Source organism: Paenibacillus illinoisensis NBRC 15959, from assembly GCF_004000925.1.
Taxonomy (GTDB): Bacteria; Bacillota; Bacilli; order Paenibacillales; family Paenibacillaceae; genus Paenibacillus; species Paenibacillus illinoisensis.
Map to the genome: position 1 here is coordinate 23,572 of NZ_BIME01000006.1, position 20,203 is coordinate 43,774.

Below are 20,203 nucleotides of genomic sequence, written 5' to 3' on the forward strand. Positions count from 1 at the left end.
ATTCCTGTTTTGCAACTTACAAGGTCTGTGTGCAGCATATAGCAATCTCGTCATTATTGAATTCGATTTTATATATGCATACGCCCAATTTAACTACAATCAGCTGTGCAGCCGTTAACGGGGTTAACGAGCGCTGCTGTAACTATTTCTGGAGGTGAATCCCTGAGAATCGGGGAAATCATTGGACATAATTACCATCTTGAATTTAGCATTACTTGTGCTCTTGATTGCTTTGACTGCTTTTTTTGTGGCATCCGAATTTGCGGTTGTTAAGATTCGTACATCAAGAGTGGATCAACTGGTTGCCGAAGGTAACAAAAAGGCAGTACTCGCCAAGAAGGTCGTTTCCGATCTGGATTACTATCTGTCTGCCTGTCAGCTTGGTATTACGGTAACGGCTCTAGGACTTGGTGCATTAGGTAAGCCGACTGTCGAGAGGCTGTTATATCCGGTATTTGAGTACCTGAATATTTCACCGGCCATTTCGTCGGTTGCCTCCTATGCGATTGCCTTTATCCTTGTGACGTTCCTTCACGTGGTTGTCGGTGAGATGGCACCTAAAACCATGGCGATTCAATTTTCGGAAAAATTGACGCTGATGCTCTCGCCATCGCTTTACTGGTTCGGAAAGATCATGTACCCTTTCATCTGGGCACTCAATGGGGCATCCCGCGTCCTTCTGCGGATGTTCGGTGTGAAGCCTGCAGGACATGATCAGGCTTATTCCGAGGATGAGATCAAAATCATCATGAACCAGAGTTATGAAGGCGACGAGACGAATCAAACCAAGTTGTCTTACTTGGAAAATGTGTTTGTGTTTGATGAACGGGTTGCAAAAGATATCATGGTTCCGCGGACGGAACTTGTCACATTGGACCAGGAGATGACTTACGACGATATCATACCATTGCTTGATGAGCATAACTATTCCCGATATCCAGTCATTGAAGAAGGGGATAAGGACCGCATTGTAGGCATGGTCAATGTCAAAAAGATTCTGCCGGATATGGTTGCCCAGAAGCAATACCAACTTGCCGACTTTGTCCGTGAGATTCCATTTGTTTCCGAGATTACACGTATCCAGGATGCCATGATTAAAATGCAGCAGGAACGCGTGCATATGGCCGTGGTAGTCGATGAATACGGCGGTACCTCGGGTATTCTTACGATGGAGGATATTCTGGAGGAGCTTGTTGGTGAGATCCGTGACGAATTCGATGCCGATGAAGTAGCTGACATTCAGGAGACCGGAGAAAATCAATATCTGATTAACGGCCGAGTGCTTCTGGACGAAGTGGAGCGGCAGTTCGGATTGATTTTCGAAGGGAATGAGGAGATGGACACCGTCGCCGGCTGGATTCAGTTCCAGAAGGGTGTGCGTGTGGAAAATGGTGATACGGTTGTCCACGGCGATTATGTCTGGACCGTAGTGGATACCGAAAACTATCAGATCAAGCAGGTCCTGCTTGAGCGCGTGAACACAGCCTCAGTGGAGGAAGCTACAAGCGATCTGGCCTAACTAGAATTGAATTCCAGAATTTTCGATAGTTTGGTTTGTAGTAGTGTAGGGGACGGAATCGATTCTGAAGAAGCGCAGCGTTCGCGTTTGTAAACAAATTTTGACCCCTTTAGATGTCTTTTTCATAAATTTATTAATTACATGATAACGAAGAGGACAGAAAAAACCTGAAGAAGCGGAGTGTTCCCCTTTATCACCGGATTTTCAACCCTATAAATTAGGAAAGAAAAAATCTGGGGATAACAGCGATCGGAAGGTTGTTCTGTCATCGGAGTGGACCAATGTAAGATTCATCAGAAATTTATAACCATTAAAATGTTCAACTTGGAGGTGAATCCCTCACTCGAGGGAAATCATTGGACGGAATAATAGCATTGAATTTATTTTTGGTAGCCGTATTTATAGGGCTTACCGCCTTCTTCGTCGGCGCTGAATTCGCCATTCTGAAAGTGCGGATGTCACGAATTGATCAGCTGATTTCGGAAGGCAACAAAAAAGCGGTCATGGCCAAGAAAGTCGCGCACAATCTGGACTATTACCTATCGGCATGCCAACTGGGGATCACGATTACGGCTCTCGTTCTGGGGGCTTTGGGTGAACCGACGGTTGAAAAAATGCTTCATCCGCTGTTCGAGCGACTTGAAGTGCCGGCAGCCGTGTCGACGGTATTATCCTACGGGATTGCCTTGGCGATCATTACGTTCCTGCATGTGGTTATTGGTGAGCTCGCACCCAAAACGCTGGCGATCCAATTTGCAGAGAGAATGACGCTTTTACTTGCACCACCGCTGTACTGGTTTGGTAAGATCATGAATCCGTTTATCTATGCGCTTAATGGTGCTGCACGGGTGCTGCTCGGAATCTTTGGCATCAAGCCTGCCGGACACGATACCGTCCACTCCGAAGAGGAACTGAAGCTGATTGTAGCCCAGAGTTATGAGAGCGGGGAGATCAATCAGACCGAGCTGGACTATCTGAAAAACATTTTTGCGTTTGATGAGCGTCTGCTGCAGGAGATTATGATTCGCAAAGAAAAAATCGTTACGCTGAATAAGGAAATGCCGCTCGATCAGGTTATCGAAGTGCTGAATCGGCATGAGTATACGAGATATCCGGTCATTGCGAACGGGGATGCGGCTCGCTTTATCGGCTTCATTAATACAAAAGAAATGCTGACCAGTGTGGCTGCAGGAAGATCGTTCAGCATGGATGCCTACATTCATGATATGCCTGGATTTTCGGAGAAGTCCCCGATCAAGGATGTTCTGATCCAAATGCAGCAGAGTCGTGTGCATATGGCCATTGTGAATAATGATGAGGGTGCTGCCATTGGTTTGGTTACGATGGAGGACATTCTGGAGGAAATCGTTGGGGATATCAAGGATGAATACGAGCATAGGGATCTGGTGAATCCGCCCAAACGATTGAAATTGACTTAAAGTAGACTTAAGAAAAACAGGTTTCCGATTCATTCGGAGACCTGTTTTTGTATTGCTCTTTTCTGCTAATCAGGAGTTAACAACATCAACGATGAAACAATCTTAATTTTAAAACAAAAAGCTTGCAATTAGACCAGTAATGGATTAATATGAATTTAAAGAATCTTAAATTAAAGATAAATAAAAAAACAAACGCACAAACAACAATGAATAACAAACCGCTAAATTCAACCATGATAAAATTAAAACCAAGGGAGTGGAGATTATGTTCAGAACTTCAGGTATCCATCACGTAACGGCTTTTGTAGATGACGCACAGAAAAATGTTGATTTTTACGCAGGGGTATTGGCCCTGAGACTGGTGAAAAAAACAATTAACTTCGATGCACCGGATGTGTACCATCTGTATTACGGAAATGAGGATGGGGCGCCAGGTACAATCATCACCTTCTTCCCACACCAAAATGCCATGAGAGGTGTCATTGGTTCCGGACAGACTGGGGTAACCGTATATGCGATTCCGGTAGGAAGTCTGCCATTCTGGAAAGAACGTCTCGCTTCCTTCGATATTCCGTTTGAAAATAAAACCAGATTCGGTGAGCAATATATTCGCTTCTTCGACAAAGGCGGCCTGCTGCTTGAACTGGTTGAACGTGAAGAGGGCCAGCCAAGTAAATGGACATTCAACGGGGTAACTCCTGAGCATGCTATCAAAGGTTTTGGCGGCGCAGTTTTGTTCAGCCAAGTTCCTGAGAAAACCACCGACGTGCTGGTTTCCATGCTCGGCCTGGAACAGGTAGGGGAAGAGAATGGATTGATTCGCCTTCGTGCGACTGGTGACATCGGGCAGATCATCGACGTTCAATCTACCGGATTCCAGCGGGGCATTGGCGGAGCAGGTACGGTGCACCACATTGCATGGCGTGCAAAAGACTATACAGAGCATGAGCAAATGCAGCGCGATCTGGAGAAAGCAGGCTACCATCCAACCCCTGTAATCGACCGTCAGTACTTCAATGCCGTGTATTTCCGGGAACCAGGGGGCATATTGTTCGAACTGGCTACCGATCCTCCGGGATTTGCACGCGATGAACCTCAGGAGAGCATGGGAGAGAAACTGATGCTGCCTGAATGGTATGAACCACAGCGTGAACAGATTGAAAAATTGCTGCCACCCATTGAAGTACGTGAATGGAAAGGAGAGTCCAAATCATGATCACAACCAATACGATGAAACATATTTATAAAGCAGGTGCACAGCCGGATTCCCCAACGCTGCTGCTGCTTCACGGGACAGGTGGAACCGAGAATGATCTGGTAGGTCTTGGCGAATTGATTGCGCCAGGAGCAGGCATGCTGGGTGTACGCGGTAACGTGTCGGAGAACGGAATGCCCCGTTTCTTCCGCCGCTTGGCCGAAGGGGTGTTTGACGAAGAGGATCTGATTGCACGGACAGCGGAGCTGGGTGCATTTGTGGATGCAGCGGCTGCGGAGTACGGATTCGATCGTGGTAATGTTTACGCACTCGGTTACTCCAATGGTGCCAATATTGCGGCTAGTTTGATGTTCCACCAGGCAGATGTGTTCAAAGGCGCAATTTTGCATCATCCTATGGTACCGCTGCGCGGACTGGAACTGCCTGATCTGAAAGGACTGCCTGTCTTCATCGGTGCAGGAGAGAACGATCCGATTGTGCCGAAACGGGAAACGGAAGAACTGGCTTCACTTCTTAGTGGTGCAGGCGCAGATGTGAAAACCCACTGGGAGCGTCAGGGACATCAACTGACCCGTACCGAGGCATTGGCTGCGGCAGCCTGGTTTAAAGCTCAGGCGTAAACCTGATATTGGATCTGGGTAATGAATCCGGAGTCAGACTATATCGGCAAGACAAGGGACTGCTTGATCTGAAAGGATCGGGCTGTCCCTTTTTTGTTGATCTACCCGAATGAATTACAAGTGTTATGTAAACGTTACTAACCGGGTAATCATTTGAATGCTTACTACATAAGCTTGTATGCTTAGTTACTATAGCAAATAAAAAAGTGAACTGTTACGAACTACAGAGTACGGAGCGGACAGAAAGGACTGGAGAAGCGAAGCGCTCGCCTTTATCACCGGATTTCCCCAAAACAAGGGATTAAAAAAATCTGGGGATAACAGCGATCGAAAGTTTTTCTGTCAGTGGAGTTTATTCTAGTAAGAGAATCAGTTTACTTAAGCACCATCATGAACTGGAGGGGTTATTATGGAACGAAACATCAAGGAACTGGTACAGCAGATGACACTGGAAGAAAAAGCAGGCATGTGCTCAGGACTGGACTTTTGGCATTTGAAAGGGGTGGAGCGTCTCGGTATCCCATCCATCATGGTGACAGACGGGCCGCATGGCCTGCGGAAACAGGATGGAAGCGCGGATCATCTGGGCTTGACGTCAAGTGTGCCAGCGACCTGCTTCCCATCCGCAGCAGGCTTGGCGAGCTCTTGGGATATTGAACTGGCGTGCCAGGTCGGAGTGGCGCTGGGTGAAGAGTGTCAGGCCGAAGAAGTAGGCGTATTGCTGGGACCCGGTGTTAATATTAAGCGTTCGCCACTGGGCGGCCGGAATTTTGAATACTTTTCCGAGGATCCGCTTTTGTCTACGCGCATGGCAACCGGCCATATCCAGGGTGTGCAGAGTCAGGGTGTGGGCACATCGCTGAAACACTTTGCAGTAAACAACCAGGAGGAGCGGCGTATGTCCATTGATGCGGTGGTGGATGAGCGCACGCTCCGAGAGATCTACCTTGCCAGTTTCGAAGGTGCGGTGAAGGATGGTCAGCCCTGGACGGTGATGTGCTCCTACAACAAGGTGAATGGTACATATGCAGGTGAACATGAGTGGCTGCTCACCGATATTCTGAAGGAAGAATGGGGACATGAGGGACTCGTTGTGTCTGACTGGGGTGCTGTGAATGAGCGTGCAGATGCACTTTCAGCAGGGTTGGAGCTTGAAATGCCTGCAAGTGGTGGGATCGGAGAGGGCAAGATAATCCAAGCAGTTGAGAACGGCAAGCTATCCTTGGAGAAGCTGGACCGGGCGGTAGAACGTCTGCTTACCCTCATCTTCAAGGCAGCGGATCAGCAGCGTAAGGGCGCTACCTACAATAAGGACGAGCACCATCAGCTTGCCCGTAAAGTAGCATCAGAGAGTATGGTATTGCTAAAAAATGAAGATCAGCTGCTCCCGTTGAAACGTGAAGGCAAGCTTGCGCTGATTGGAGCCTTTGCCCGCAAACCGCGCTTTCAGGGTGGAGGAAGCTCTCACATCAATCCGACCCAAGTCGATGATATTGTGGAAGAGATGACCCGGGTTGCAGGAACGGAGACCGAGATCTCTTATGCCCCGGGTTACCGCATTGAAGCGGATGATATCGATGATCAGCTTATGGCAGAAGCAGTTCAGGCTGCAAAGGCTGCGGATAAAGCAGTCGTTTTCGTCGGTTTGCCTGACCGCTACGAATCCGAAGGGTATGACCGCTCCCATCTGCGTCTGCCGGATAATCATATCCGCCTGATTGAAGAGGTGGCCAAGGTTCAGTCACGTATCGTTGTCGTGCTTAGCAACGGTTCACCAGTGGAAATGCCTTGGTTGCCACAAGCGAAGGCTGTACTTGAAGCCTATCTGGGCGGGCAGGCTGTTGGCGGAGCGATTGCTGACCTGTTGTACGGCGAGGTGAATCCTTCTGGCAAACTGGCCGAGACGTTCCCGGCACAACTGAGCCATAATCCATCTTTCCTCAACTTCCCAGGTGAAGGAGATCGGGTAGAATACAAGGAAGGTATTTTTGTAGGTTACCGATACTATGACAAGAAACAGATCGAGCCGTTATTTCCATTTGGCTATGGACTGAGCTATACGACATTCGAATATACCGATCTAGCGGTGGACCGGAATGAACTGACAGACCAGGATGAAATTGAAGTGCGCGTGAAAGTTACCAATACCGGAGACAGAGCGGGCAAAGAAGTCGTGCAGCTGTACATCCGTGATGTGGAAAGCACGGTGATTCGTCCGGTGAAGGAACTGAAGGCATTTGCCAAAGTGGAGCTGGAGCCAGGAGCTTCAGAGGTGGTTCGCTTTACGTTAAACAAACGGTCGTTTGCTTATTACAATGTGGATATGAAAGACTGGCACGTAGAGACTGGAGAGTTTGATATTCAAGTGGGCAGTTCTTCCAAGGACATTCATCTGGTTAAACGTGTTAAAGTGGAGTCCACGGCAACGTTCATTCCCACATACACGCGTAATAGCACGCTCGGCGACATTCAGCGCGACCCTGCTAACAAAAAGCTGTTGGAACAAGCCATGCAGCAATTCCAGGAAGCCAGCGGCATGGGTGGAGATGATGCGGGTGAGCATGCGGATATGATGGCTGCCATGATGAAATATATGCCGCTGCGTGCCCTGGTCGCTTTCAGTGGGGGAGCGATGAGTGAAGAAGCCATGAATCAATTGCTGGATCAGTTGAACAGCAAAGATCATGGAATCAGGGCGTAGCACACGAATGATATCGTAAGTAAGTGAAATGTAATAGGTAGTTGATACAATCGACTTATTCTCCAGTTTATAATGAGCCCGATCCTTGAATGGATCGGGTTTTTGGTTTGCTTTTACAGGAGGAATTATCCTATACTTAAGTAATTGATAATCATTTTCATTTAGAGCGATAGGACTAGAAATGACGATGTTCGTCATCAGGTCAGGAGGGGACCATGAACGCTATTCATTCCAATCATTCGTATGGTTCAAGTGCATTTATCCACACACGAGATGGCCGTAAGCTTCATTATATGTCGAAGGGAACCGGTCACCCCATCGTTGTTTTTGAATCAGGCATGGGCTTTTCCAGATCGGCGTGGGGACTCGTGGCGCCTCAAGTGGCCGAACATACACAGTCTGTGGTCTATGATCGTTCCGGGTTGGGAAGGAGTGAGGCCGACACGGAGCAGCGGACTCTCCGCAGGCTTGCAGAGGATCTGGGCGATCTGCTGACTGAACTTGGGCCAGGCCCTTTCATTCTGGTGGGACACAGCTGGGGAGGGCCAGTCGTCAGAGCTGCGGCAGCTGCGGATCTGTCTCGCATTAGAGGACTGATACTGGTCGATCCATCCGACGAGAACTGTGAATTGTATTTTTCCTCTATGGCCAGAATCAGTTTTGGCTTGAACCGTTTCCTACTTCCTTGGATGGCACGTACAGGGCTGTATCGAAAAATGGGCAGCAAGCCGGGCCAGGTTCAACCGGACGATGTTGCACGAGATCACCGAGAGGAAGACTTCACTGTACAGGCAGCACGTACCATGGCTGCTGAATCGGTGGCGTTTTTGGATGATTTGGCCTCATTGCGGAATACTCCTCCTGAGCTGGGAAATATCGAAGTCCGGATTATTTCTGGCACTAAGGCAGGACAGGGAGAGCATAAAATTAGACCTGCTATTGTATCGGCTCACCGCAAGTCAGCCCAAGGGCTCGCGAACGGACATTGGATCGAAGCAGGTCAATCGGGCCATATGGTTACTTTTACTGACCCGCAGATTATTATTGATGAAATTTTGCGAATGGCAAATCGTTGAGGCCTTGGCGCAAGCTTAGGTCAAAAGTGATACAATAACAGAAAAAGCAATGCTTGCATTGCCAACCAAGACAAAGCGGAGTGTGGAGAAGAGATGAAACCAGTGGAACAAGAATCAACGGAAAATAAAAATTCCGGCCATGCCGGTGTTGGCATGGAAGATATCGTACGTGCACATCATGTGCTGCGTGAAGTTATTGTCAGAACGCCTCTGCAGCGGGATGCTGTATTGTCGACCAAATATAATTGCAATGTGTATCTCAAGCGGGAAGATCTGCAAGTGGTGCGCTCTTTCAAAATTCGGGGTGCCTACAATATGATCCGCAGTCTGACTCCGGCTGAAATGGAGAAGGGCATTGTCTGCGCAAGCGCAGGGAACCATGCACAGGGTGTTGCCTTTTCCTGTAACGCCCTCGGAATACACGGCAAAATCTTCATGCCGAGCACGACACCGAATCAAAAGGTCAAACAGGTACGACGCTTCGGCGGCAGCAATGTAGAAGTGGTACTGATCGGGGATACGTATGATGATGCGTATGCAGAAGCCATGCGTGCATGTGACGAACAGGGTATGACGTTCATTCATCCGTTTGACCAACCCAAAATTATTGCGGGTAATGGTACGGTTGCGATGGAGATCATGGAAAGCCTTGATGAGGATGCAGATTATGTATTTGTTACCATTGGCGGCGGTGGTCTCGCTGCTGGCGTCGGAACCTACATGAAGACGGTCAGCCCGGAAACGCGCATCATTGGTGTGGAGCCTCTCGGCGCTGCTTCCATGAGTGAGGCCATGTTCCGCAAACAGGTTGTGACGCTTGATGATATCGATAAATTCGTGGATGGAGCTGCAGTGAAGCGGGTAGGAGACTTGACCTACAACATTTGCAGCAGCACGCTGGATGACATCGTGAAGGTGCCAGAGGGCAAGGCTTGTACGACCATCCTGGAGCTGTACAATGAAAATGCAATCGTGGTTGAACCCGCCGGTTCATTGGCTGTTGCTGCATTGGAGCAATACCGTGAGCAAATTGTGGGCAAGACTGTAGTCTGCGTAATAAGCGGCGGTAACAACGACATCGACCGGATGCAGGAGATTAAGGAACGTTCCCTGATCTATGAAGGTCTGAAATATTACTTCATGGTGAATTTCCCGCAGCGCGCAGGTGCATTGCGTGAATTCCTGGAGGAAGTGCTCGGACCGAATGACGATATTACCCGGTTTGAATATACGAAGAAGCATGATAAAGAGAACGGCCCTGCCTTGGTAGGCATTGAGTTAATGTACAAGGAAGACTATCAGCCTCTGATTGAACGCATGAATCGCAAAGGCATTGCCTATACTGAGCTGAACAAAAATCTGAATCTCTTCAACATGTTAATCTGATGAGTAATCGGATGAAGCAAGCGGGCAGCAATGAACCCCATCTCCAGCTGCGGCCAGCACGCAGGGAGGATGCAGATCAAGTCATTCCACTGCTCTATCAGGCGATAGGAGACATTGCTTATGCGCTGGCGGGCGAGTCCGATCACGAGCAGGCAATGCAGATTCTGAAGCAGTTTTATATGCAAGAGGACAACCGGATCAGCTATCGCCATGTAACGGTGATGGAACATGGTCAGGACATTGCCGGTATTCTCGTAGCCTACGACGGTAGTGAAGCGGATCGTCTGGACCAGCCGATTCTGGATCGGCCTGGACGCAGTCAGGATGAGAAGTATGCAATAATCAAAGAAACTCGTCCCGGCGAATATTATCTGGATACGCTGTCGGTAAGCGAATCCTATCAGGGACAGGGGATCGGCCGGGCTCTGATAGCTGCTTTTGAGCAGCAGGGAAGGGAGCTCGGGCATGACCGGGTGGCTCTTATTGTCGAACGGGATAATGGACGTGCCTTGATGCTGTATGAACGGCAGGGCTATACGAAGGATGATGTCATTGTGATTGCAGGACATGAATATAACCATATGATCAAGCCGATTCAGCAGGATTGATCGCACTGAAAAACCGCCATGGGAGCGTATCCTGTGGCGGTTTTGTATTTTTGCAGCGGATGCATCCTTAATGGGAAGAATGGTTTTAGAAACCGGTATAGCTTCCGGATGGAACTTTCTGATCCAGCCACTTTTCTACAGCGGAAGTCTTCTGGTATTTGGCATCGGTTACCACGTCCATGAAGGCACCCAGTTTAGCCAGCAAGTCACTGTCCTCGGATGAATTCCGTTGCAGCACAGCCTTGTACCCTTTTTGGGCATTGGCCACCATGGTGTTGGTTTCGTAATCAAATAATGGTGTATTGTTCAGGCCATAAAAGGTATACAGCGTATAATTGTTCAGCAAATTTCGTACCTGTTTGACCCGATTAGACTTCGGATAATCCTGCAGGAAACGTTCCTGATTGAGTGCCCGATTCAGAATCTCCTGATACCCAATGATGAGTGAGCCATCCTCAGCAGCCAGGTTGCCTGTCTCGACCGCCATCATGTTGATGTACTGTTTGATATCTGGTTTGACATGTGAATTATATTTTTGAAAAGCCATATAATTCATGATCGGATAGAGGGAGCCTTCCAACATCACAAGGCGGTAGCCACTGTCCCGAGCTTCCTTCAGCAATGCGCGGAGTTCCGAGTCTTTGGTACGCTCCATCAGTTGGGTGAAACTGTCGTTCCACTTGTATGCTTTGATCATCTTGTCCTGAACATTGGGTATCAACATGCGGTCAGTCATGGCTGATAATCCCTTGATGCGAGCATTCTCCAGCTGCAATACCATTAAGGTCGCATGATGGGTGGTTACTTTATCGATATTGGATTCCAGATAGGTGTCAGCGGCGGATAAGCCGTTCTTTTTTTGGAGTGTGGATTGAAATGTGTTATAAATGGCGGTCGAACTACTGGTGGTTACTTTGGCATCGGAATCGGAAGGGGCTGCAGCAGCCATTCCCGTGATCCCAGCGGCACCGGTCTGCATCAATACAGCAACGGCTGTGACAGTCATGAACATACGGAGCCCTTGGCGTCTGGCAGATGAGTACAATGATGTCATTGTTGTAAACCTCCCGTGAATTTGAAAATCGAATGGATTGATTCTTTATACATTAACCCAATTTTCTCCGGATGTTGTTTCGGAATAATGACAAAATGTTCTGTTATTTTTAACCTTTGGCAGGTAGATGGTGGAAGAACTTTTCTGCGAAAATATTTTTTGAGCGATTGGAAACTTTTGATCAGATCCAGACGTCTTAGATGTGCACAGGAAATTACAGGAATAAAATCAAGTGAAATCCGCTCTAATACAATTCAATTCATCTAAAAAGAGAATGGGGATATTCAATATGAAAAAAGCCGGAGGACGTCAAGTTAAAAAGGTCATGTCCGCACTGGCCGTATCAGCCATGCTGATGTCAGCCTTGCCAGCAACAGTAATCGATGCAGCAGCGAGAATCAGTATCTACATCAATGATGCCGAGCTGTCTTCTGCACAAGCGCCTGTCATGAAAGCCGGACGGGTGTTGGTTCCGCTGCGGTCCATTTTTGAAGGACTGGATGCCACCGTGGGGTATACCAACAAAACCAAAACCATTACAGCCACTCGCGGAGATCAAGAGGTCTCACTAAAACTGGGTTCCAAGACAGCTTACATTAACGGGGAAGCAGTCTCGCTGGACGTGCCTGCGAGTACGATTAAGGGCAACACGATGGTTCCTATTCGCTTTGTGAGTGAAGCATTTGGAGAGAAGGTATTCTGGAACTCCCGCAATCAGCGGGTGGATATCAAAACAACATCCACGCCTCCTGTCGATGACACGAAAGCTGCGGCATGGAACATCTACGGATCCGTTTCGGGAAGTAACGGAGATGGTCGGGATCTGACGGTCAGCTTCACGCGCCCTACATCCGAGAAGGCTGTATCCGAATATCGCATTATGCTGGTGAAAACCCGTGATGTGAACAGCTTCAACGAGTCAGCGGCTTCGGTTGTGCCATCCGGCAATTATACTTCGGTTTCCCCAAATGGCAGCAACCCGAAATTGACGCTGAATGCGCAGACACGTGACGTTAACGGAGACCTGCTGAATACGAGTGAAACCTATCGTTTGTATGTCCTGACCATGGGCAACAGCAGCAATAGTTACAAAAATGTACTTGCATGGTCTGCCCAGTCTTTGAAATTAAACAATGTGAAATCCACAGTTCAGCCTGTCACCAGTCTTCGTATTGCTGATATCAGTGACTACGGAGATGGTCGTGATCTGGAGATTAACTTCAATCAGCCAAGCAGCACGTCGAATATTACGTATTATCGTGCATTTGTCGTCAAAGCGAAGGATGCTTCCTCATTCAATCTGAGTGCGGCGAATAAAGTGTCCAGCTCAAACTCAACAATCATCTATAAAGGGAACAACACAGCGGTCAAAAGTCAGCTGACCTCTTCCACGCGTGATACGTCCGGGGAATTGATTCGCAGCGGCACCGCCTATGTCGTATACATCATGTCGGTCAGCTCCAATGCGGCAGCTGCAGACCACAAGCTGTCTTCCGTATCCTCTTCACTGACACTTGGCGTCAATACGGCAACGGCGCCAGTCATTACTCAAGTCAAAGACAATTCGGATTATGGAGATGGCCGTGACATTCTGGTGAGCTTCAACCGGTCTTCCGACGAATCCAAGGTAGCGAGCTACCGCATCTTCGTTGTACGCAACTCGGTGGCCAGCAGCTTCAATCTGACGACGGCAAGCAATCTGTCTTCGAGCCTGTACTATACCGTGAACAAAACAGGCAGCAATATCACCACAACGTTACCTTCATCAATGAAAGATACAAGCGGGTATAACGTAACGAATCTGCAGGATTACCGGATTTACGTCATGGCTGTGGGCAATCAGCAAAACAACTACACCAATGCCTTATCCTCTTCATCCACGTTATTGAGATTGACGACGAATGGAAATGCAGGAGCTGTTAATAACCTGGCAGTCTCGGATGTGAGTGACTATGGGGATGGACGGGATATGCGGGTATCTTTCAACAGAGCATCGGATGAGTCTAGAGTTTCAGCCTATCGGGTGTACGTGGTTCGTTCCGGTAACGCCGGAAGCTTCACCCTGAGCGCGGCTAACGCTTCGAACAACTACTACCAAGTGAACAAAACGGGTGGCAACCTGTCGGTTACACTGCCAAGTAACATGGTGGATACGAATGGGTACCGAGTTTCCAATAACGTGACTTATCGTGTGTTCGTCCTGTCGGTAAGCACAAGCGGCAACTCCAGTCAGAACGCATTGTCTTCGTACTCGTCACAGATTTCATTGAGTCCAAATGCAGCGATAACAGCTCCGAGTAACGTAGCGGCAAGCGATATCGGCGATAAAGGGAATGGAGAGGATCTGCGCGTAACGTTCACCAAATCGGCGGATGAGACCAATGTGAATCACTACCGGGTATTTGTCGTGAAATCTACGAATACCAGCTTCAATCTGTCGGCTGCAAATGCTGTGGGCAGTGCCTATTATACGTATGTAAGCAAGAATGGAAGCAATCAGACGGTTAGCTTCAACAGTAATTCGAAAACAGTGGATGGTAGTCCAATTGTAAATGGTGTGGGTTATCGCGTGTATGTCATGGCGGTGAATGGTAATGCTTCTCTTGCGAATGCATTGTCATCTGGCTCCAATGTAATTACACTCGCATCCAATACGGCTGTTGGGGCAGCAAGCAATGTGAATGTAACGGTGAAAAATCAAGGGCAAGCAGGAAACGCGTCGGATGTGACCGTGAACTTCAACAAACCAACAACAGACAGTGGCATTGCCAATTACAGAGTATTAATTGTTCCATCTGGTCAAGTGACTGGATTCGACCTGAACTCCGCTCTCGCCATTAGATCCTATGTCCAAATTTCCAAAAATGATGCTGGCAATCCAATTCAGTTGAATAATGGTCACGTTGATATTAATGGTAATACTCTTGCCGTGGGTCAAAAGTACAGAGCCTTTGTTTTGTCGGTGTCCGATAGTGGTACGCGTGCTTCCAATCTATCCAGTGCGTCCAACGAATTCAGTATCCTGGCCAAACCGGCAGAGCCTGTTGCTGTTCAGTCAGCTAATATAACGAAAGTTGAGAATGCCAGCACAGCTACGGATGCAGGCCTGAAGGTTACTTTCACTAAACCATCCGACGATAAAGGGATTGGCCAATACCGTTTATTTGTAGTAAAAGCTCAAGAAAATCTGGATTTGCCTTCTGCAAATTCAAATAATAATTTTAAAGTAGTTACTCCAGGAGAAATTTCCTTAACCAAAGATACGCTCGATTCAAGTGGAAAGGCGATCGAACTAGGAGCTGATTACAAAGTGTATATCCTTTCTGTATCCAGTGATCTGACGTTATACACAAGTGTTCTCTCTGCTCCGTCCGGTGCAGCTAGACTTGATGCAGCTCAGGCTACTCCAGTGGTACCCACTCCAGATCCGGCAGTTCCAACGACTGACCCCAATGCCGGTTCGGCTGATTCAACTCAGGGTACCAGCACTTCAGCGACAAACTAACTTCGTTTATGAACTGAATCATTGTAATGAGAGAGCTCCCTTACCAAAGTTAATTGGAAGGGAGCTCTCTTGTTTGTTAGCTCAAAACTTGTCGTCAAAAAGGTTCTCTAGGCCGTTGCTTGCCCCACCCCAGCAGGGGGATAATAGAAGGAAGAAGGGCATGATCCGAAAGGAATGATGGGATGCTTGCATTTCGCTTGACCGGTTTGCCGGATTCCCGGCTGCCTCTGTATCTGTATTGTATTGGAACACACGAGCAGAAAGTGCAGCTTAGGCCGGAAGGGTTTCCGGTGCATCAGCTCTTCCTGTCGCGCAGCGCCGCAGGCGAACTCAAGATTCCGGGTAAGGGGTCATGGCCTGTAGGAGCAGGGCAATTGTGGGTAGGCGAACCAGGAGTAGCCCATGAATTTTACCCGCATTCCAGAACAAACGGGGAACTTGGATATATCGGCATTGGCGGCAGTTCAGCCGGATCGGTGCTCCAATCAGCCGGGTTGTTGGATGAGGGGCCGAGAGCCCTATCCGATTTTGAACAGTTCTGGTCGCGAATGGCGGACCTCTGGCATGGGCTGGACGATGACAAGACGGATATCTGGAGCACCTCACTCATCGTCTACCAGCTCATTCTGGACATCGCGAGGTCCGTATCCACGACTCGGGAGAAGGCAGACCTCTCCGGAGTAGTTGGTGTTCCCATGTCGCCTGATCAACGTGAGTCCGATCCGGGGAATGAGGCATTTACCCGTGCGGTTGCGTTGATGCATGCCCACTATCAGGATGATTTGTTATTAAAGCACGTGGCCGAAGCCGTGGGATACTCCGTGCAGCATCTCAATCGTTTGTTTCACCAGCGTGAGGGCGTGACAGGGCATCAATATATGCAGCGATTGAGACTGCAGAAGGCATCCGACTGGTTGGATCAGCATCCACGCGCAAGCGTGAGAGAGGCAGCGGAGACGGTAGGCATGGAGGTCAACTATTTTATCCGCATGTTCAAACGGGAATTCGGTGAGACGCCTGGCAAGGGGATCAAACAGCGGAACCAGTCTAGTAGCGAAAAAGGCGAACCCGATGTGACGCCAACGCTTTGAAAGGTAACTTTCGAGGATAGGTGTGAAAAAAAGATAGTAATGAAGAAAGGGGCCATCACGGCCCCTTTTGGTTTATTTCTTTTTCTGCCCGAAGAGCGGCCTCAGTAGAGCAAGCCCCACAATACCAATCACAAGACTAACCCACGGGGCTAAGTAAAATACCGGAAGACTGTCCCGCAGCGGATAACCAACGAACAGGACAAGAACAACAATGACGATATAGATCGCAATGCCTTTCAGGTTAACCTGGGGCTTGGTCGTCATATCTTTGCCTTGATCATCCGGCCGTTCCGCCAGGCGGCGAAGCATCTCAACTAGAGCAATCCCGCCAACGGCTGAAATGATAATCGAAAACAGACTGATATGGCTGAATGGTTCCGTATCTCCACCGCTCCAGTCGATAAATAGCCCGGCAGCGCCCTGAATAAGCATGACAAAGGAAATGGCTGCCCAGGCAATCATCACATACCACTTGGGTGTACGTTTGACTGGACCGGAAGCCTCTCCATACACATCTTCATCGTCCTTAGATGCTACAGCTGGTTTATCGGCGTTCGATTTTTTGGATGAGTTCCTACCCACAGATACGGACGAAGAACTTGATGCTCCTGCACCTGCACCTGCATCCAGGCGTGCGTGGATATCCTGTTCCAGGTCCGCTCCGTATAATTCCCGGGCTGATTGACCATCCCGCTGTGCTTGTACAATGGCCTTTCCCTCAGACAAAATCCACTCTTCCTGTGTTCTTTCATCTGCGTCGGTACGGCGGGCAATGCCGCTAATCTGATCGAACAATTTTACATTTTCAGGCGTCATCCGGCTCATCTCGGTCATTTGCCGGTTTTGTATTTCTTTAAGCTTCTTATAGGAAATCCCCAATGATTGCTCCCCCTGTCTGAACACGTTACAGATCCCCAGCTTCCTGAAGACCCTGACGGTATTTTAGTATACGGGAAGGGCTCTCGTTTCGCAAAGTCATTCCTTATAAAAAAGCTGCTTGTGATTCATCCATAGCCCTACGCAGGCCAGAATGACACAGGTGCATAACAACACCAGCTTGCCATGATCACGTATCCATTCGATGAGATGTTCCATGAATTCAATCCCTTTCGCCGGAAGGAATCCGAGGTCAATTTGCATGTACATATTATCGATTAATTTCCCCATTTTTCCTGTGAAATATGCATAGGCTGAACCCATATCCAACGATTGTGTGAAGGATGAATAAAGGCTGGCTGATTCCAACACAATAGTAGCATTTCAAACGAAAAAAACAGTAATGGGAGTGTGCAGACATGAATCAAGCCAAGCATAGTAACAACGAATTAACACGGAAGCTGCTGCTGAACAGCAACTCCCGTGGTGTGAAGGATGAAGTGGTTCCCATGGGACAGGGAGCAGCAGAGGATACCGAATTTGCAGTTGAGCTTGGCGAGGGGCCCGATAAAACGGGTAGCTTCTGGGAAAGTTCCGAGTTTGCCCGTGAGCATCGCTGGGAAGGTCAAGTAGAGACCCACGAGATGTTTCGCCGGAGCTATGAATAGCACATTGAATCCGTGATCACCTTGCAGTATTGAGTGTAAAAGAGATGCAAGCACCACCTTCAGGCAGGTTACTGGCGCATATGGTTCCACCGTGCTTCTCCACGATGCGTTTGGCCGTGAACAGGCCCAGTCCGGTCTGTCCCTGGTGGCCGTGATAGAATTGGTCAAACAAATGCGGCAGATCCGCTTCGGTGAAGCCTGGACCTGTATCGCAGACAGTAACCTGCATGATATGAACATCCTGTATATCCACATGTAGTCTGATCTCCCCTTGTGGGGGTACATAACGCAAGCTGTTAGCCACCAAGTTATCCAGCACCTGCCCCACCCGTTGTACATCCATATGAAGGGGCGAAGAGCTCTCGGCCCTTCGATCCACGAGTTTGAATTTCAAGTGCATACGCTGACTGGAACACAAGAAACCAATCTCCCGCTGCTTCATTTCCCAGAAGGAGGAAGGATCCACCGGTTCCCAGCGAAGCGGAAAATAATCAAAATCGGTACCTGCGGCTACCGTCATATCCTGAATGAGCCGATTAATTCGCTTCACATTATGGTCAATGACGTCCAGATGATTGCTCATGCTTTGGGCAGTATGTACAACATGTGCGGGTGAATCCTTGAGCAGCTCCACATGACCCTGAATCACCGTCATCGGCGTGCGGAAATCATGGCTGATCGCGCCCATCAGTTCACTCCGTTCCTGCTGAAGCTTCCACTCCCGGGTTAGGGCGTTCTTCAGTTCCTTGCGCATATCCTCGAAGGAGGCGGAGAGAAGTCCGAGCTCATTAGGCGCGTGGTTATCCAAAATGAAGTCCAGATCCTGCTCCTTGATGCGTTTGGAAGCCAAAATGAGGTCCTCAATCGGCCGGTTCACATTGCGACCCACTCTGCCCGCCACAAACCAGGTCGCTGCTGCGATATATACGAAGGGAGAAGCCAGCATTAGCACAAGAAACGTATTCGTCCAGACGGGCGATATGGATGGAGAAGGGCTGGTTTCCAATCGGTACTGGAGCACAAGAGCCCCTGAATACATTCCGTGATCTCCGCTTAGAGGCGAGATGAGTGTAACCAGTCCGCCTAACCCTAGTGTACTATCTGTGATTGTTTTGCTATTCAGCCTGCTCAGCAGATCCACTTCATTCTCCACGATCTGCTCCTGAATCGTTCCGTATCTTCTGCTTCCACGGGTATCCACAATCTGATAGGTGATACCTTCCGGAGGGAGCAGCTGTTCCAGCTTGGCCTGATTGGCTGCATCGGTCCATTTGATCTGCTGCTTCGCCTGCTCCTGCACAGTATGCTGAATGTCGGGGATTCGAGACTCATAATAGTTGGCAGGCTGCAGCCACTGGTTGGAGAAGAGAAATGATATCCCTACGGCCCATGTCAGGAGTGTCAATACGATGCTAATCGCCATCACAAGTGCAAAAGCCCAGACGAGTTGTTTTTTGATCGGCCAGCGTTCCTTAATCATCGTACGGGCTCCCATTTGTACCCGACACCCCATACCGTCGAGATATAGGCATGATCCGGGTCAGCTGCTGCCAGCTTGGCCCTTATTTTTTTGACATGTTCCGTGATCGTGGTAGTATCCCCCGTTGCTTCGAGACCCCAGATGCGGTCATACAGCTGTTCCTTGGAGAAAACCTGCCCTGGATGTGTGGCCAGCAGTTCCACCAGATCATATTCCTTGAGCGTGAGCGGGATGGCATGCTGCATGATCATGACTGTGCGCCCTTTCAGGTCCATTTGCAAAGATCCGTATCTGTAAAATGCAGGCTCATTCCTGTGCGGCTGAACGCCATCGCGACGGGAACGGCGCAAGTGGGCAGCCACTCTTGCCTTTAATTCCCCAAGACTGAACGGCTTCGTCATATAATCATCCCCGCCGATGGATAACCCTTGAATCCGGTCCATTTCGGCCTGCCTCGCACTGAGAAAGAGGATGGGGCAGCTCACCTCATCCCGAATCAGCCGGCAGAGCTCGAATCCGCTCATGCCGGGCATCATAATGTCCAGCAGAATCAGATCCGGCGGATTACCGAGAAGCTGTAACGCCTCGGTGCCGCTTGATGCCGTGGACACGTTATACCCTTCCTGCGTGAGTGTCTGATGAATCAGAGCTACAATATCCTTTTCGTCATCTACAATTAAAATGTTTTCGTTCATGATGATTTCCTGGCAGTTGTGTTCAAGGCCTACTCCTTACTGCCGTCTCCGTTTCCTTCAAATGGTTGAGTATATATTGTACCTAAAATTACCATGATCGTAAAAACAAGAATGCCTAGGGAAATTCGTTTTTTTTCATTCACTCCAGGCATAATCTTGCCGATACATTGAAGGTACACATGAATTCTAAAGATTTTATAACGTAGCATATTAAAATAATAAATCGCCTATTGAACAGCCGTTTTCCTCACGTTGACTTGAGGTTCCCG

General features: G+C 48.8%; 16 protein-coding genes. 11 read left to right on the forward strand and 5 right to left on the reverse strand.

Going from position 1 to position 20,203, the window contains the following annotated elements:
* Positions 1-181: 181 nt before the first annotated feature.
* The 8 genes from PIL01S_RS15795 (at position 182) to PIL01S_RS15830 (ending at position 10,565) form a co-directional block, all read left to right on the forward strand.
* Positions 182-1,519 (forward strand): hemolysin family protein, encoded by a 1,338-nt coding sequence (locus tag PIL01S_RS15795; RefSeq protein ID WP_127538328.1) that lies wholly within the window; start codon positions 182-184, stop codon positions 1,517-1,519.
* 356 nt (positions 1,520-1,875) lie between these two features.
* Positions 1,876-2,958: a hemolysin family protein gene (locus tag PIL01S_RS15800; RefSeq protein ID WP_127538329.1), complete on the forward strand. Its 1,083-nt coding sequence runs from the start codon at positions 1,876-1,878 to the stop codon at positions 2,956-2,958.
* Positions 2,959-3,223: 265 nt separating this feature from the next.
* Entirely contained in the window at positions 3,224-4,174 is a 951-nt protein-coding gene (locus tag PIL01S_RS15805) for a ring-cleaving dioxygenase (protein WP_371859966.1), read from the forward strand.
* Positions 4,175-4,188: 14 nt separating this feature from the next.
* Positions 4,189-4,794, forward strand: a complete 606-nt coding sequence (locus PIL01S_RS15810; RefSeq protein WP_127538587.1) for an alpha/beta hydrolase — start codon at positions 4,189-4,191, stop codon at positions 4,792-4,794.
* Positions 4,795-5,203: 409 nt separating this feature from the next.
* The gene (locus tag PIL01S_RS15815) at positions 5,204-7,495 is read left to right on the forward strand and encodes a beta-glucosidase family protein (protein WP_127538330.1); all 2,292 of its coding nucleotides are present in this window, start codon (positions 5,204-5,206) and stop codon (positions 7,493-7,495) included.
* Positions 7,496-7,710: 215 nt separating this feature from the next.
* A complete protein-coding gene (locus tag PIL01S_RS15820; RefSeq protein ID WP_127538331.1) occupies positions 7,711-8,571 on the forward strand; it encodes an alpha/beta fold hydrolase in 861 nt (286 codons plus the stop codon).
* 93 nt (positions 8,572-8,664) lie between these two features.
* Complete coding sequence (gene ilvA / locus PIL01S_RS15825; RefSeq protein ID WP_127538332.1) at positions 8,665-9,957, forward strand: threonine ammonia-lyase IlvA; 1,293 nt, start codon at positions 8,665-8,667, stop codon at positions 9,955-9,957.
* On the forward strand, positions 9,957-10,565 hold the full coding sequence (locus tag PIL01S_RS15830) for a GNAT family N-acetyltransferase (RefSeq protein WP_246058335.1): 609 nt from the start codon (positions 9,957-9,959) through the stop codon (positions 10,563-10,565). The genes ilvA and PIL01S_RS15830 overlap by 1 nt, the downstream gene beginning before the upstream one ends.
* Before the next feature lie 85 nt (positions 10,566-10,650).
* Here PIL01S_RS15830 and PIL01S_RS15835 read toward each other — a convergent pair whose 3' ends face one another.
* Entirely contained in the window at positions 10,651-11,619 is a 969-nt protein-coding gene (locus tag PIL01S_RS15835) for a hypothetical protein (protein WP_127538334.1), read from the reverse strand.
* A gap of 289 nt (positions 11,620-11,908) precedes the next feature.
* Here PIL01S_RS15835 and PIL01S_RS15840 point away from each other — a divergent pair, with 289 nt between their 5' ends.
* Positions 11,909-15,124 carry a copper amine oxidase N-terminal domain-containing protein gene (locus PIL01S_RS15840; RefSeq protein ID WP_164764249.1) on the forward strand — a complete coding sequence of 1,072 codons (3,216 nt, stop codon included), beginning with the start codon at positions 11,909-11,911 and terminating at the stop codon, positions 15,122-15,124.
* A 182-nt stretch (positions 15,125-15,306) separates the two neighbouring features.
* Positions 15,307-16,215 carry an AraC family transcriptional regulator gene (locus tag PIL01S_RS15845; RefSeq protein ID WP_127538336.1) on the forward strand — a complete coding sequence of 303 codons (909 nt, stop codon included), beginning with the start codon at positions 15,307-15,309 and terminating at the stop codon, positions 16,213-16,215.
* Positions 16,216-16,287: 72 nt separating this feature from the next.
* On the opposite strand, the gene PIL01S_RS15850 is transcribed toward PIL01S_RS15845, so the two are convergent.
* A complete protein-coding gene (locus tag PIL01S_RS15850; RefSeq protein WP_127538337.1) occupies positions 16,288-17,094 on the reverse strand; it encodes a DUF1129 family protein in 807 nt (268 codons plus the stop codon).
* A 96-nt stretch (positions 17,095-17,190) separates the two neighbouring features.
* The gene (locus PIL01S_RS29520; RefSeq protein WP_164764250.1) at positions 17,191-17,361 is read right to left on the reverse strand and encodes a hypothetical protein; all 171 of its coding nucleotides are present in this window, start codon (positions 17,359-17,361) and stop codon (positions 17,191-17,193) included.
* A 149-nt stretch (positions 17,362-17,510) separates the two neighbouring features.
* Between PIL01S_RS29520 and PIL01S_RS15855 the strand changes: the two genes are divergently transcribed.
* Entirely contained in the window at positions 17,511-17,759 is a 249-nt protein-coding gene (locus tag PIL01S_RS15855) for a hypothetical protein (protein WP_127538338.1), read from the forward strand.
* 16 nt (positions 17,760-17,775) lie between these two features.
* On the opposite strand, the gene PIL01S_RS15860 is transcribed toward PIL01S_RS15855, so the two are convergent.
* Together PIL01S_RS15860 and PIL01S_RS15865 are read right to left on the reverse strand one after the other, a co-directional pair.
* Positions 17,776-19,239 (reverse strand): HAMP domain-containing sensor histidine kinase, encoded by a 1,464-nt coding sequence (locus tag PIL01S_RS15860; RefSeq protein WP_164764251.1) that lies wholly within the window; start codon positions 19,237-19,239, stop codon positions 17,776-17,778.
* Positions 19,236-19,934, reverse strand: a complete 699-nt coding sequence (locus PIL01S_RS15865) for a response regulator transcription factor (RefSeq protein ID WP_127538340.1) — start codon at positions 19,932-19,934, stop codon at positions 19,236-19,238. The genes PIL01S_RS15860 and PIL01S_RS15865 overlap by 4 nt, the downstream gene beginning before the upstream one ends.
* Positions 19,935-20,203: the final 269 nt, after the last annotated feature.

Excerpts from the sequence above, each read along its gene's own strand:
- PIL01S_RS15865 (WP_127538340.1), bottom strand. The coding sequence starts at position 19,934 with ATGAACGAAAACATTTTAATTGTAGATGACGAAAAGGATATTGTAGCT.
- PIL01S_RS15815 (WP_127538330.1), top strand. The coding sequence starts at position 5,204 with ATGGAACGAAACATCAAGGAACTGGTACAGCAGATGACACTGGAAGAA.
- PIL01S_RS15840 (WP_164764249.1), top strand. The coding sequence starts at position 11,909 with ATGAAAAAAGCCGGAGGACGTCAAGTTAAAAAGGTCATGTCCGCACTG.
- PIL01S_RS15810 (WP_127538587.1), top strand. The coding sequence starts at position 4,189 with ATGAAACATATTTATAAAGCAGGTGCACAGCCGGATTCCCCAACGCTG.
- PIL01S_RS15805 (WP_371859966.1), top strand. The coding sequence starts at position 3,224 with ATGTTCAGAACTTCAGGTATCCATCACGTAACGGCTTTTGTAGATGAC.
- PIL01S_RS15830 (WP_246058335.1), top strand. The coding sequence starts at position 9,957 with ATGAGTAATCGGATGAAGCAAGCGGGCAGCAATGAACCCCATCTCCAG.
- ilvA (WP_127538332.1), top strand. The coding sequence starts at position 8,665 with ATGAAACCAGTGGAACAAGAATCAACGGAAAATAAAAATTCCGGCCAT.
- PIL01S_RS15820 (WP_127538331.1), top strand. The coding sequence starts at position 7,711 with ATGAACGCTATTCATTCCAATCATTCGTATGGTTCAAGTGCATTTATC.
- PIL01S_RS29520 (WP_164764250.1), bottom strand. The coding sequence starts at position 17,361 with ATGTACATGCAAATTGACCTCGGATTCCTTCCGGCGAAAGGGATTGAA.
- PIL01S_RS15845 (WP_127538336.1), top strand. The coding sequence starts at position 15,307 with ATGCTTGCATTTCGCTTGACCGGTTTGCCGGATTCCCGGCTGCCTCTG.
- PIL01S_RS15835 (WP_127538334.1), bottom strand. The coding sequence starts at position 11,619 with ATGACATCATTGTACTCATCTGCCAGACGCCAAGGGCTCCGTATGTTC.
- PIL01S_RS15855 (WP_127538338.1), top strand. The coding sequence starts at position 17,511 with ATGAATCAAGCCAAGCATAGTAACAACGAATTAACACGGAAGCTGCTG.
- PIL01S_RS15860 (WP_164764251.1), bottom strand. The coding sequence starts at position 19,239 with ATGATTAAGGAACGCTGGCCGATCAAAAAACAACTCGTCTGGGCTTTT.